Origin of the sequence: Streptomyces sp. NBC_00259 (assembly GCF_036181745.1) — a bacterium.
In the GTDB taxonomy this organism is placed as follows: domain Bacteria; phylum Actinomycetota; class Actinomycetes; order Streptomycetales; family Streptomycetaceae; genus Streptomyces; species Streptomyces pratisoli.
In genome coordinates this window covers 7243950-7256954 of sequence record NZ_CP108080.1, presented here as the reverse complement: position 1 = coordinate 7256954, position 13005 = coordinate 7243950, and the positions used below count along the sequence as shown (strand labels likewise).

10 protein-coding genes are annotated in these 13005 nt (G+C 70.5%); 5 read left to right on the top strand and 5 right to left on the bottom strand.

What is annotated here, in order from left to right:
- Positions 1 to 338 precede the first annotated feature (338 nt).
- A complete protein-coding gene (locus tag OG766_RS32565) occupies positions 339 to 2348 on the top strand; it encodes a phosphocholine-specific phospholipase C (protein WP_328726968.1) in 2010 nt (669 codons plus the stop codon).
- A gap of 68 nt (positions 2349 to 2416) precedes the next feature.
- Here the strand turns inward: OG766_RS32565 and OG766_RS32560 are convergent, their stop codons facing one another.
- Positions 2417 to 3787: an FAD-binding oxidoreductase gene (locus tag OG766_RS32560; protein WP_266385370.1), complete on the bottom strand. Its 1371-nt coding sequence runs from the start codon at positions 3785 to 3787 to the stop codon at positions 2417 to 2419.
- Positions 3788 to 4020: 233 nt separating this feature from the next.
- Here OG766_RS32560 and OG766_RS32555 point away from each other — a divergent pair, with 233 nt between their 5' ends.
- Positions 4021 to 5085 carry a LacI family DNA-binding transcriptional regulator gene (locus OG766_RS32555; protein WP_266385373.1) on the top strand — a complete coding sequence of 355 codons (1065 nt, stop codon included), beginning with the start codon at positions 4021 to 4023 and terminating at the stop codon, positions 5083 to 5085.
- Between the two features lie 56 nt (positions 5086 to 5141).
- Here the strand turns inward: OG766_RS32555 and OG766_RS32550 are convergent, their stop codons facing one another.
- From OG766_RS32550 to OG766_RS32535, 4 genes are read right to left on the bottom strand one after another with little or no spacing between them, the layout of a single operon-like run.
- Complete coding sequence (locus OG766_RS32550; RefSeq protein WP_328726967.1) at positions 5142 to 7388, bottom strand: glycosyl hydrolase family 65 protein; 2247 nt, start codon at positions 7386 to 7388, stop codon at positions 5142 to 5144.
- Positions 7385 to 8242: a carbohydrate ABC transporter permease gene (locus OG766_RS32545; protein WP_266385377.1), complete on the bottom strand. Its 858-nt coding sequence runs from the start codon at positions 8240 to 8242 to the stop codon at positions 7385 to 7387. Before OG766_RS32545 ends, OG766_RS32550 begins: the two co-directional genes overlap by 4 nt.
- Entirely contained in the window at positions 8239 to 9192 is a 954-nt protein-coding gene (locus OG766_RS32540; RefSeq protein WP_328726966.1) for a carbohydrate ABC transporter permease, read from the bottom strand. Before OG766_RS32540 ends, OG766_RS32545 begins: the two co-directional genes overlap by 4 nt.
- 21 nt (positions 9193 to 9213) lie before the next feature.
- Positions 9214 to 10503 carry an ABC transporter substrate-binding protein gene (locus OG766_RS32535; protein WP_266385382.1) on the bottom strand — a complete coding sequence of 430 codons (1290 nt, stop codon included), beginning with the start codon at positions 10501 to 10503 and terminating at the stop codon, positions 9214 to 9216.
- A gap of 453 nt (positions 10504 to 10956) precedes the next feature.
- Between OG766_RS32535 and OG766_RS32530 the strand changes: the two genes are divergently transcribed.
- The 3 genes from OG766_RS32530 (at position 10957) to OG766_RS32520 (ending at position 12919) form a co-directional block, all read left to right on the top strand.
- Positions 10957 to 11268: a WhiB family transcriptional regulator gene (locus tag OG766_RS32530; protein ID WP_266385384.1), complete on the top strand. Its 312-nt coding sequence runs from the start codon at positions 10957 to 10959 to the stop codon at positions 11266 to 11268.
- A 112-nt stretch (positions 11269 to 11380) separates the two neighbouring features.
- Complete coding sequence (locus OG766_RS32525) at positions 11381 to 11761, top strand: VOC family protein (RefSeq protein WP_328726965.1); 381 nt, start codon at positions 11381 to 11383, stop codon at positions 11759 to 11761.
- A gap of 267 nt (positions 11762 to 12028) precedes the next feature.
- Positions 12029 to 12919: an NPP1 family protein gene (locus OG766_RS32520; RefSeq protein ID WP_328726964.1), complete on the top strand. Its 891-nt coding sequence runs from the start codon at positions 12029 to 12031 to the stop codon at positions 12917 to 12919.
- Positions 12920 to 13005: the final 86 nt, after the last annotated feature.

The following is a 13005-nucleotide window of genomic DNA, read 5'->3' as shown; positions in this document are numbered from 1 at the left end:
TCAGCTCACCGCACCGCACCGCAGCGGGAGACCGCGGGGCCGTCCTTCAGGGCGGCCCCGCCGGCGCGGCACGATCGATCAATGGCCAATGGTTCTGATCCGATTCATTTTCCAGCCATGATCGTTCCGGATCAGTTCACTGCAGGGCTATTGACCCGGCGTCAGGGAATCCTCAAAACTCTGCGTGCCGCCTATTGGCATCGGCACAGACCATTCCTTCCCGCTCCTGCGGTGCTTCGGACGACGGCTCCCCTGCCCGAGAACCGGCACGCACAGTCCTGCTTGCACGCCCGGTCCTCCCCCTCCGCGACCGGGCGTCCTTCCCGAGAGGTGATCAGGTGGATCGTCGGAAGTTCCTCGGTATGACCGCCGGAGCGACGGCCGGAGCCGTCGCCGGGTCCGCGCTCGACCTCGCGGCGGCGCCCGCGGCCGCCGCCGCGACCGGCACCATCGCGGACGTCAAGCACATCGTCGTCCTCATGCAGGAGAACCGGAGCTTCGACCACTACTTCGGGAAGCTGAAGGGCGTACGCGGCTTCTCCGACCGCAGCGCGATGCTGCTCAACGGCGGCCACTCGGTCTTCAACCAGCCCAACGGCTCGGGCCGGCAGTACCCGTACTCGCTGCGCGAGGGCGTCGGGGGCGACGCGTCGCTGGTGCCGCACTGCGCCCCCGGTCTGGGCCACGACTGGACCACCCAGCACAACTGCTGGAACGGCGCGCTCATGGACAACTTCGTGGCCGGTGCGGGCGGTGTGCACAGCGTCGGCTACCTCGACCGCACCGACATCCCCTTCTACTACGCGCTGGCGGACGCCTACACCATCTGCGACTCCTACTTCTGCTCCTCCCTCACCGGCACCGGCCCGAACCGGGCCTTCCTGTGGAGCGGGAAGATCGACGCGAGCCACAACAACGGCGGTGACCTGCACGGTTGCACATGGAAGACGTACGCCGAGAACCTCCAGGACGCGGGCGTGACCTGGCGGGTCTACAACCGCAAGGACGACAACTTCGGCGACAACGCCCTGGAGTACTTCAACCAGTTCGCGAACGCGGGCCCCGGCAACGCACTGTACGACCGCGGTGTCGCCGATGTCCCGGGCTCCTCGTCCACGCCGACGCACCAGGCCATCATCGACGCGATCCGCGCGGACGTGGTCAACGGCACGCTGCCCCAGGTCTCCTGGGTGGTGACCGACCAGGCGTTCTCCGAGCACCCCTCCGGCAGCACCCCCGGTGACGGCCACCACTTCACGAACATGCTGATGAAGGCGCTCAACGCCGACCCGGCCGTCTTCAACTCCACCGTCCTGTTCATCAACTACGACGAGAACGACGGCTTCTTCGACCATGTGCCGCCGCCCATCCCGCCGAGCAGCACGGCGGACGAGCTGGTCATCGGTGGCAAGCCGGTCGGGCTCGGCTTCCGCGTCCCCATGCTCGTGGTGTCCCCCTGGACCCGCGGCGGCTGGGTGAACTCGGAGGTCTTCGACCACACCTCCGTCATCCGCTTCATGGAGAAGTGGACCGCGGCCATCGGCAAGCCCGCCACCTCCCCCAACATCAGCGCCTGGCGGCGCAAGGTGTGCGGCGACCTCACCGGCGTCTTCAACTTCGCCGCACCGGTGAACGGGCTGCCCTCGCTTCCCGCGACGGCCACGATCGGCAGCCGCTGCAACGGCGTCCCCGACCCCAGGCCGACGACCAACGCGCTGCCCGCCCAGGAGACCGGCACCCGCCCGGCGCGCGCGCTGCCGTACCAGGCCAACGGCTATCTGGACCGCCTGGAGATCAGCGGGACCACGATGAAGCCCTGGTTCAAGATGGTCAACGTGGGCACGCCCGCCAGGCAGGCCGCGCACTTCTCCATCCACCCCAACGCCCACCGCTCCCGCACCCCCTGGCAGTACACCGTCGACGCGGGCGGTACCCAGGAGGACTTCTTCAACGTCGGCGCGGGCTACGGCGACGGCAAGTACGACATCAGCATGTACGGCCCCAACCGCTTCATGCGCCGCTTCGTCGGCAACGCCACGACCGCGGGCAAGAACGCCTTCGTGAGCAGCCGCATCGCGGTGGAGTCGGGTACGGGCAAGCTCGCGATCTGGTTCACGATGAAGAACACCTCCGCCTCGGCGGTGACCTTCACCATCACGTCGAACGCCTACCGCTCCGGCACCTGGACCTACTCCGTACCGGCGGGCGGCAGCACGGAGGACTTCTTCAACAACGTGGCCTACGCGGACGGCTGGTACGACTTCACCCTCACGGTCAGCAGCGACACCGGCTGGTCGCAGCGCTTCCTCGGACACATCGAGACCGGCGCGGCGAGCGTCTCCGGCTGACAGCCGGTCCGGCCGGTCCGTCACCGGTCTCCGCCCCGGAGCCCGCACACCGCTCCGGGGCAGGGCCCTCAGGGCTTGATGTTCTGGTTCACATGGAAGACGTTGTCCGGGTCGTAGGCCCGCTTGACATCCACCAGACGGTCGTAGTTGGTCCGGTAGTTGGCCTTGATCCGGCTCTGGTCGTCGCCCGCCATGAAGTTGATGTACCCGCCTTCCTCGGAGTACGGGGCGACCGCCTCGTAGTAGTCGCGGACCCAGGTGGTGTTGGCCTCGTTGTCGGCGGCGTCGGGCCACATGCCGGCGATGACGACCGCGAACGAGGCGTCTCGGTAGGCGAAGGCCGTCGCGTCCGGCGCGACCTCGTGACAGGCGCCGTCGATCGGATAGAAGTGGATGGTCGAGTTCACGACGGGCAGTCCGGGCGCGTGCCGTAGATGGGTCTCGATCGCGGCATCGCTCAGTCCGGTCACGAAGTTGGCCTTCCAGTAGTGCTGTAGGCCGGGGGGTACGAGCGCGTCGAAGGCACTGTTGAGCGCGGGATAGGGCATGACGCCGACGTGCTCGGCGACGACCGGCGCGATGTCGTGGAAGGGCTGGAGGGCGCGTTCCCCCTCCTCCAGCGGCCCGGACCAGCACGCCACGATCAGCGCGAACAGGTCACCGTGCCGGTCCTCCGGGATGAACGGCAGCGGCGGGGCGATCTGGAAGCCCGGGAAGCCGCCGAGCTGCCACGGCGCGTCGCCGATGAGATCCCTGAAGGAGCGCAGGACGGTTCCGGCGTCCTCCAGTTCGTAGAGCATCGGCCCGCCGTAGATGTCCTTGACGGGGCTGAGCCGGAACTCGAAGGCGGTCACGGCACCGAAGTTGCCGCCGCCTCCGCGCAGGGCCCAGAAGAGGTCGTCGTGCTCGTCCTCGCTCGCGACGACCACTCGGCCGTCCGCCGTCACCACATCGGCGGAGATCAGGTTGTCGCAACTGAGACCGAGCCCGCGGGCGAGATATCCGATGCCACCGCCGAGGGTGAGCCCGCCGACCCCCGTGGTGGAGATGATCCCGCCGGTCGTGGCCAGCCCGAAGGCGTGCGTCGCCGCGTCGAGGTCGCTCCAGGTCGCCCCGCCCTCCACGCGCGCGGTGCGGCGTTCGGCGTCGACGCGCACACCACGCATGGGCGAGAGATCGGCCACGACGCCGCCGTCGCAGGTACCGAAGCCGGGCACGCTGTGCGCGCCGCCACGTACCGCGAGAGCGAGGTCGTGCTGACGGGCGAAGTCGACCGTGGCCATGACGTCGTCGGCGTGGGTGCAGCGCACGACGGCGACCGGTCTCTTGTCGATCATGGCGTTGTTGACCTTGCGTGCTTCGTCGTAGGCGTCGTCATCAGGGGTGACGACCGCCCCGCGTACACGTTCGCGCAGTGGATCGATCGAGGGCTTGCCCATGGCCATCGCTCCTCGTGGTGAGGCACACCGGCAATCTTCACGCTACGCCGATGCGGTGAGGCCTCAAGCGGAGGGAGCGGGGAAGGGGCGGGGAAGGGGTGGGGCAGGGGCGGGGAAGAGGGCGGGAGAACGAGCGGGGATCGACAGACGGGGCTTGAACGATAAAATCAACGGGCCCGGGGCACCCCTCCGAGGCGACCGTCCGCACCGGCCGAGCATCGGGGGAAGTTCGCGTGGTAGTCCATCCCGGATCCGGGCGCTCCGCCGCAGGAGCCTCCGCGACGATCTCGGACGTGGCCGAGGCGGCCGGAGTGTCCCGCCAGACGGTGTCGAACGTGCTGAACGCGCCGCACCGGGTGCGCGCCGCCACCCGCGAACGGGTCGAGCGTGTCATCGCCGAACTCGGCTACCACCCCAACCGGCTGGCACGCTCGCTGCGGGCCAGCTCACCGGGCATGGTGGGCTACCGTCTCCAGCCGGTGGCGACCGAGTCCGTCGCCGCCATCCACGACCGCTTCCTGCACGCCCTCGCGGAGGCCGGCCAGGCCGACGACCACCATGTGCTGGTGTTCACGGCGGCGGATCCCGAAGGGGAGAGCGAGCGCTGCACGGCCCTGTGGCGCACCGGTGCCGTCAGCGGTGTCGTGCTGTACGACATCTCCCCGCACGATCCACGCCCGGAGCGACTGGCCGCGGCCGGTGTCCCGTTCGCGGCCTTCGGGCGTACGGCCACGGGCACCGAGCACTACAGCTGGGTCGACGTGGACAACGCCGCGGGAACGGCCGCCGCCGTCGACCACCTGGTGGCGGCGGGCCACCGGCGGATCGGCTTCCTCGGCTGGCCGGAGGGAACCAGCGTCGGCGACGCCAGGGCCCGCGGCTGGCTCACCGCCATGGACCGGCACGGCCTGCTCGCCGAGAGCCATCGTCTCGACGTACGAGCCGGCGCGGACACGATGGCGAACGGCACCCGCCTCATGGCGGAGCTGCTGGACCGGCCGGAGCCGCCCACCTCCGTCGTCGCGGCCACCGACACCCTCGGGGCCGGTGTGCTCCAGGCCATGCGGGACCGCGGCCTGCGGCCCGGCGACGACGTGGCCGTGGTCGGCTTCGACGACACCCCGGCCGCGTCCGCGCTCGGGCTGTCGAGCCTGCGCCAGCCGATCGAGGAGGCGGGCCGGTTGATCATGGCCGAGCTCGTACGGCTGACGGGCAACGGCCGGGGGGCGGCCGTACCGCAGCTGAACCGGCTCCTCGAACCGGAGCTGATCGTCCGCTCCAGCAGCGCTCGCGGCTGACGCGCCCGGCCGTCCGGGAATCCACCACTACTGCCGGCCACCCCTGACCGGGCCCGCTACCGCGGGGTGCCACCGGAACGGCCACCCCTCGTCACGACGCTGATCGCGCCCCCCGCCGCCACCGTGCGAGTGACCCCGTCGGCGCGCACCGGGAGCGGGTCGCCCTCGCGCAGCCGGACCGTCGTGGCCTCCCGCCGGATGTCGACGTCGAGGACCCGTCCCCGCCAGCGCAGCCCTCGCAGCGTGATCCCGTCGAGTTCCTCGGGCAGGACGGGCGCCAGCTCCAGGCGGTCCGGGTGCCAGCGCACTCCGGAGTACCCGTAGAGGAACTCCTGGAGGAAGCCGCCGTGTCCGGTCAGGAACGTGAAGGCGCCTCCGTCGCGGGCCTCGGCGAACTGGTCGAACGGCGGGCGGACGAAGGGTTCGACGCTGCGTCTGGTGTGCTCGAACGCCGCCTTCGCGTCGCCGAGCCGGGCCAGGACGATCGAGTGCACCGAGTCCGTCATCGACGGCCCGCCCTCGTGGGTGCGCGGGACGTAGTACGCGAGATCGGCCCGGGTGACCTCGTCGGACTGCGGGTTCTCCCACGGATAGGCCAGCATGACCACATCGGCCTGCTTGATCAGTTGGCCCTCGTACCCCGTGAACTCCCGGTGGACACCGAGCACGTCGTCGAACGGTACGACGAGGCCGTCGGCCACCGCGGTCCATTCCGGGGCGGCCGGCTCCCCCAGCACCGCGGCGGCCTCGACGGCGAAGCGCAGTGAGGCGCGCGCGGCCGCGTTGGTGTAGGCGGAGTCGTCGTGGGGCTCGTCGGCGTACTCGTCGGGCGGGATCACCCCGTTGATGTGGTAGGCGCCGTCCTCGCCGGTCGTGGCCCGTCCGGCCCAGAAGTCCGCGACGCCGCGCAGCACCGGCCAGCCCTTCGCACGGAGCCACCGTTCGTCCCCGGCGGCCAGCCAGTACTGCCAGAAGGCGAGGGCGACATCGGCGCTGATGTGCTGCTCGAAACGGCCGAAGGGGGCCCAGGCCGGCGTGTCCTCGCTGCCGTCCAGGCCGCTCTCCCAGGGGAATCTCACACCCCGCTGCCCGTGGTCGGCCGCGTAGGCGCGGGCGGCGTCGAGCCGGTTCACCCGGTAGTCGAGGACGCTCTCGGCGATGTGGGGGTGCTGGGCCAGCAGGCTCGGCCAGATCCAGGTCTCGGTGTCCCAGAAGACGTGCCCGTTGTAGCCGTCGCTCGACAGGCCCGCGGGTGACGGTGACCAGGGGGAGTCCTCGCGCGCGCTGGTGAGGAGATAGAACTTCGCGGCCCGCACCTGGCGTTGGAGCCGGGCGTCGCCGTGGACGACGATGTCGCCGTCCCATTCCCGTTGCCAGGCCCGCCGGTTGTCGTCGGCGAGCCGGCGGTGTCCGGCGGCCGCGGCCTCCTCGGCCGCGGCGCGGGCGAGGGCGAGCGGGTCGTCGCGGTCGTGGCCGGTGGCGACACCGACGTACTTGGTGAAGGTGTACGTGCGTCCCGCGACGACGTCGGTGACGCGGCGCCGGACCGCCGGTGCGTCGCCTTCGCCGGCCGCCTCGTACGCATCGGTCCCCGGGCCCCGGAGCACCGACACGACGGCGACGGGGATGCCGCTGCCCTCGGCCCGCGCGGTCAGCCGGATCAGCCCCTGCTCCACGCCGGTCCGGATGCCGGAGACCCGTAGTGCCGCACGGCCGTCCAGGGCGTCGGTGACGTCGAGCCGGCCGTCCCAGTGCGGTGTCACCCTCACGCTCACCGACCCGACGTGCGGCCGCGACCGGTCGGCGAACAGGTCGTAGCGTACGTCGGTGACGCGTCCGGCCGGGGACGTCCAGCGGGCGGTGGTGGTGATGACGCCGGTCCGCAGGTCCAGGGCCTGACGGTAGTCCGAGATACCGCGGGCGACGGCCGCGACGGGGGCGCCGACCGGCGTCCAGTCGCCGCCCACCGGTTGCTCCCCGCCTTCCGGGGCCGCCGGGGCGAAGGCGTCGTTGAAACGTCCGCTGCCGTCGCCGACGTCGAGGGTCGTCCAGGCGGGCAGGCCCGCCTTGCGCGACCACTCCCCCGCCGTGGCGGTGTACAGACCCACCACGTGGAACTGGGTGGGGACGGGCGCCGTGGCGTACCCGTTCCCGGCCGGCGGCACCCGTGCGGCCAGATAGCCGTTGCCGGTGAAGGTCGGGTGGTAGCCGGCGAGCGCGGCGAGGTGGAGGCCCTCGCCATCGGCGCCCGGGGGCGGCGGGTGGTCGTCCGTGGCCAGCACCCACTCGTCCCCGGCCGTCACTTCAGCCCTCCCGCGGTCAGTCCGTCCACGATCCGGCGCTGGAAGACCAGCACGGCGATCACCAGCGGCAGCGTGACCATCACTCCGGCCGCCATCTGCGTACCGAACGGCTGGTCGTGCTTGTACTGGCCGGTGAAGAGGGAGACGATCACGTTGGCGGTCATCATCTGCTTCTCGTTCACCACGCTGATGGCGATGAGAAACTCGTTCCAGGCGCAGATGAACACCAGGATCGCCGTGGTGAAGATGCCCGGCGCGGCGAGCGGCAGCACGACCTTGCGGAACGCCTGCGCGGGCGTGCAGCCGTCGACCTGCGCGGCCTTCTCCAGATCCGTCGGCATCTGGCGGAAGAAGGCGGTCAGGTTCCAGACGGCGAGCGGCAGCGCGAAGCTCATGCTGGGCACGATCATCGCCTGGTAGGTGTTGATCCAGCCCGCGTCGGTGAAGAGCCGGAGCAGCGGCACCACCAGGGTGATCGGCGGGAACATCGAGGTGGCGATGACGAGCGCGAGGATGACGGTCTTGCCCCGGAAGTGCAGCCGTGCGAGGGCGTATCCCGCGAAGATCGCGACGATCAGGGTGGCGGTGGTGGTGGCCCCGGCGACGACGACACTGTTGAGGAGGGCCCGGCCGAATCCGTTGTGTGCGTCGAAGGCCGCGGCGTAGTTGTCGAAGGAGACCGGCACCGGAAACGGTGAGTTGGAGAACTGGTCGGCGGGCCTGCGCAGGCTGGAGACCACCATCCAGAAGAAGGGCGCGAGGCAGTACACGACGACGGCGGCGATGCCGATGCGCCGGGCCAGTCGTCCCCCGCCCGGGCCCCTGATTCCCGCGGGACGGGCCATGGTGCTCATTGCGGATTCCCCGTTCCCCGGCCGATCAGGTCGGCGCCGAACAGTTTGACGAACGCGAAGGCGACCACCGCGATGTAGAGGAACAGCACGGAGGCATAGGCGGCCGCGGTCCCGAACCGCAGATTGGACATCTCCTCGAAGGCGACCATCGACAGCGTCTCCACCGAGTGTTTGCGCGCACCGACGAGCACGTACGGCAGGTCGAACATGCGCAGGACGTCGAGCAGCCGGAAGAGGACCGCGACCACCAGCGCCGGACGGACCAGTGGCAGCGTGATGCGCCAGAAGGTGCGCCAGGACGAGGCACCGTCCACCCTGGCCGCCTCGTACAGCTCACCGGGGATCATCTGCAGCCCGGCGAGGACCAGCAGCCCGATGAACGGCGCGGTCTTCCAGGTGTCGGCGATCACCACGGAGAGCCAGGCCTGGAAACCCTCGCTGCTCCACAGCACCTTGACGCCCAGCAGTTCGTTGGCGACGCCCTGACTGTTGAAGATCCACTTCCAGAGGAGGCCCGAGATGGCCGTGGGGATCGCCCAGGGGACGAGGATCGCCGCGCGTACCAGGGCGCGGCCGCGGAACGCCTGGTGCATCACGAGCGCCATCGCCACCCCGATCAGCACCTCCAGCGTGACCGAGGCGAGCGCGAACGACGTCGTGTTCCACCACGGCCCGAGGAAGCGCTCACCGGTGAAGACGGCGGCGTAGTTGTCGAGGCCGTACGAGGTCGAGGTCACCGTGAAGCCCGTGCTCGGGTCGATGGACTCGCTGGACACGACGAACGACAGCCGGAACGCCGCCAGCACCGGGTAACCGGCGACCAGGCCGAGGACGAGGAGAGTGGGCGAGAGCAGGGCGGCGGCCGGCCGGCCGGTCCCGGCCCGGCGCGTGGCGCGCGGGGGCCGGGACACGACCGCGCTGTGCGGCGGCGCCTTGGACAGGACGGACACCAGGGAACCTCTTCCGCCCGGCTACTTCTTGTCGATCGCGGCGGAGAGATCCCGCTGCATGTCGGCCAGCGCGTCGTCGACGGACTTGTCTCCGTCCAGCGCGGCGGCGGCGTTCTCCTGGATGGCTGCCGTCGCGTCGCCGTAGCGGACGACGACGGGCCGGGGTGCGGCGCTGCTCAGCGACTCCTTGAGCGTGGCCAGATACGGGAACTGCTTGCGCAGCGCCGGGTCGTCGTAGAGGGCCGCGTACGGCGGGGCGTTCGAGGTGACCTCGAGGTTGGTGCGGGCGTTCTCCTCGCTGGAGAAGTACGTGATGAAGTCGAGCGCGGTGGCCTTGTTCTTGGCGAACTTGCTGATGGCCAGGTCGTATCCGCCGAGGGAGGACTTGCCCGTGCCCGTCAGGCCGGGCAGCGGGGCGACCCCGAACTTCCCGGCGACCTTGCTCGATCCGTCGGTGGCGTTGGCCAGCACCCACTGGTACGGCCACTGCCGGTGGAAGAGCAGTGTGCCCGCCTGGAAGGCGCGGCGGCCGTCCTCCTCCTTGTAGGTCGAGGACTCCTTGGAGAAGGTGCCGTCCTTGAATCCTCCGGCGAGGAACTCCAGGCCCTTCCGGGCGGCTTCGGAGTCGACGGTGGCCTTGCCCTCGGCGTCGACGACGGTGCCGCCGGCCGAGGCCACCGCCTCGGAGAAGTTCACCGTGAGGCCCTCGTACGTGTCGAACTGGCCCGCGTAGCAGTCGACTCCCTTGCCCTCGGGCAGCTTGCGCACCTCGGCGCAGGCCCGCTTCATCTCGTCCCAGGTCCTGGGCGGCTGGACACCGGCCTTGTCCAGCAGGTCCTTGCGGTAGAAGAGCAGCCCGGCGTTGGTGTTGAACGGGACGGCGTACTGCCTGCCGAAGTACTCGCCGGTCTTCGCGACCGCGGGGAGCATCCTGTCGAGCGGGAACTTCTTCGCGGGAAGTTCGTCGATCCACTGGTTGGCGGCGAACTCGGCGACCCAGATGGGGTCCAGGTTGAGGACGGAGTAGGCGTCCGACTTGGTCTGGGCGTTCTGGATGAACTGCTGCCGCTGCTGGTCGGCGCTCTCCGGCAGCTCGACGAGGGTGACCTTCTCCTGCGGGTGTTCCTTGTTCCACCGGTCCAGTTGGCCCTGGACGGTGCCCGTCGTGTCCTTGCCGGTGACCAGGGTGATCGGGCCGCGGCCGGTGAACTCCCCCGGGCCGCCTGCCGCCGGGCCGGAGGCGGCGGGTTCGGGCGAGCCCGTGCCGCATCCGGCGAGCGTGCCGGCGAGCAGCGCCGCCGACGCCGCCACGGCCCATGCCCGTCGTGCCTTTCCGGACCGGCCTCCTTGGCCCGCCTGTCCCGCCCGGACGGTTCCTGCTGCGGATCTCGTGGCCGGGAGACCGCTCCCTGTGCGGCTCAGCTGCGACGAACTCACCGTGCTCCTCCTCCAGTTGCGCCGCCTGCCGTGCAGCTCGCGAAGAAGCCCCGTCCCAAGGGCCTGCACAGCGGCGATTTGATCGTTCAAGATGGAGCCAAAACGCAGCGCCGTCAACCCTCAGGACCAGGCGCGACCAAACCGAGACCATGAGCCGGGCAGGCGCGGCCGGGGCATCCGCCCTCATGGAATTGGATCGTTCATATCCCACAGGCTCGCGCCCGGCGCGTGACGCGGGAGGCCACCCGCCCCGCTTCGAACGACGGGCCCGCGTAAGGGATCCAGCGCGGGGTACCCGGTGACGACACCCGAGGAGAGGACGGTCCGATGACGGATGTTTCGCGTCTGCCCGGCGCGTTCCATCACCGTTGGGACTGGCAGCTGAGTGCTGCCTGCCGTGGCGCCGACAGCAGCTTGTTCTTCCACCCACCGGACGAGCGCGGCGACGCGCGCACCGAGCGGGAGGAGAAGGCCAAGCGGGTGTGTTTCCGCTGCCCGGTCCGCCAGGCCTGTCTGCGCCATTCCCTTGAGGCTCGCGAGCAGTTCGGCGTGTGGGGCGGGCTCGGCGAGGAGGAACGCCGGGCCCTGATCGCCGCTGCCCGGCGCGAGCGGAGCGCGGCCTGCCGCCCCGCGGCCTGAGCGCGGCGTCCGGTCAGTGCTCCGGATGCGGGCGCCGGTCGTTCGGTCGCGGTTCGGCGGCGGCATCCGGGGTACCCGGGCAACCCATCACTCTGTGTACGTGGGAGGGGCAATGACGGTGATGAAGACGGCGGTTCTCGCACTGGACTGCGCGGAGCCCGAGGCGCTCGCGGAGTTCTACGCGGCACTCCTGGGCGGCGAGATCCGGCCGACAGGGGATCCCGACCTCATCGAGGTGGTCGGTGAGGACGGATCGGTGCTGGGCTTCCAGCGCGACCACGGGCTCGCGCCACCGAGCTGGCCGCGCCCGGAGGACGCCCAGCAGGCGCACCTGCTGGTCCTGGTCCCGCCGGGCGACCTGGACGAGGCCGAACGGGAGGCGGTCAGCCTCGGAGCGACCCCGATGGGCCTCAAGGACCGGGGGACGCCGCGCGAAGCACGCCTCATGTCCGATCCGGCCGGCCATTCCTTCCTGTTGCGCGCACGCAAGTGAGCAACGCGCGGCGTACGGGCGACGCGGCCCGCGTGCTGTCCGCGGCCCGTCGAACCGTCGGCGTGCCGACCCGGCCGTGAGGGCGGTTTCGCGCCAACCTGGTTCTCGTTCGCGGTGGACCCAGGGCTGGTGACGTGCCCTCGCAGCCCGCTGCCTGCGGTGCCGCCGTGACCGACGAAGTCGTTGCAGTATCCATGTTGGGCGTGTTCAGGCCGTCTTGGAGGATCACGACCCCACGTACCGGTGCGCGCCGACATTGTTCGGCGCATGAGAAGCCTGTCATCGGCAGAGTCGCAGGCGGGGGCGTCGATATCGGCGCCCCCTTCCCCCTCCCCCTCCCCCTCCCTCTTCCCAGGCGCCAGGTCCTCCCGTCCCGCCTCCCCCGGGCGCAGGGCCTCCCGTATCGGCGCGTTGCTCGGCGCCACCGCCCTGGCGGTCCTGGTCCCCGCGTCGTCGGCCCATGCCGATCCGCCGCACAACCTGCCCCAACACGCCGGCGGGTACGAGCAGTCGTTCTCCCCGGCATACGACTACGACGGCGACGGCTGCTACGCCACGCCCGCCATCGGACCGGACGGGACACTCGCTCCCGGGCTGAACACGAGCGGCGCGATCAACGGCAGCTGCCGTGACCAGTCCGACCTCGACAACTCCCAGACCTACGCCCGCTCCAAGTGCAACAACGGCTGGTGCGCCATCGTGTACGCCAGCTACTTCGAGAAGGACCAGGCCGTGCACGGCAGCGGCCTCGGAGGCCACCGGCACGACTGGGAGCACGTCATCTCCTGGGTCGACCAGGCGGCGAACCGTGTGGAGTACGTGTCGACGACGCAGCACAGCACCGTCAAGACCTACCCGAGTTCGCAGGTGCGCTTCGACGGCTCCCACCCCAAGGCCGTCTACCACAAGGACGGTGCGAGCACGCACTTCTTCCGGCTCGCCAACGGCAACGACGAACCGCCGGAGAACCACTACCACAACTGGCGCTATCCCCCGCTCGTGGACTGGGACGGCTTTCCCAGCACCTCGCTGCGCGACCGGCTCATGAACGCGGACTTCGGGTCCGCGACCATCAAGATCACCGACCGGGACGACCGTTTCCGCAACCTCCTGAACAACTCCAAGCCCAGCGGCATCCCCTTCGACCCCTGGGGCTGACCGCCGCCGGCCGGAGCGGGGGATCCGATGGGGGCCACTCTCCGAGTGGCCCCCATCGGATCGGGATTCGCCGCCCGGCGGGCGGC

What these genes read in the sequence shown, in the direction of transcription:
- OG766_RS32560 (WP_266385370.1), bottom strand. Translation starts at nt 3,787, where the DNA reads ATGGGCAAGCCCTCGATCGATCCACTGCGCGAACGTGTACGCGGGGCG.
- OG766_RS32545 (WP_266385377.1), bottom strand. Translation starts at nt 8,242, where the DNA reads ATGAGCACCATGGCCCGTCCCGCGGGAATCAGGGGCCCGGGCGGGGGA.
- OG766_RS32530 (WP_266385384.1), top strand. Translation starts at nt 10,957, where the DNA reads ATGACGGATGTTTCGCGTCTGCCCGGCGCGTTCCATCACCGTTGGGAC.
- OG766_RS32520 (WP_328726964.1), top strand. Translation starts at nt 12,029, where the DNA reads ATGAGAAGCCTGTCATCGGCAGAGTCGCAGGCGGGGGCGTCGATATCG.
- OG766_RS32525 (WP_328726965.1), top strand. Translation starts at nt 11,381, where the DNA reads ATGACGGTGATGAAGACGGCGGTTCTCGCACTGGACTGCGCGGAGCCC.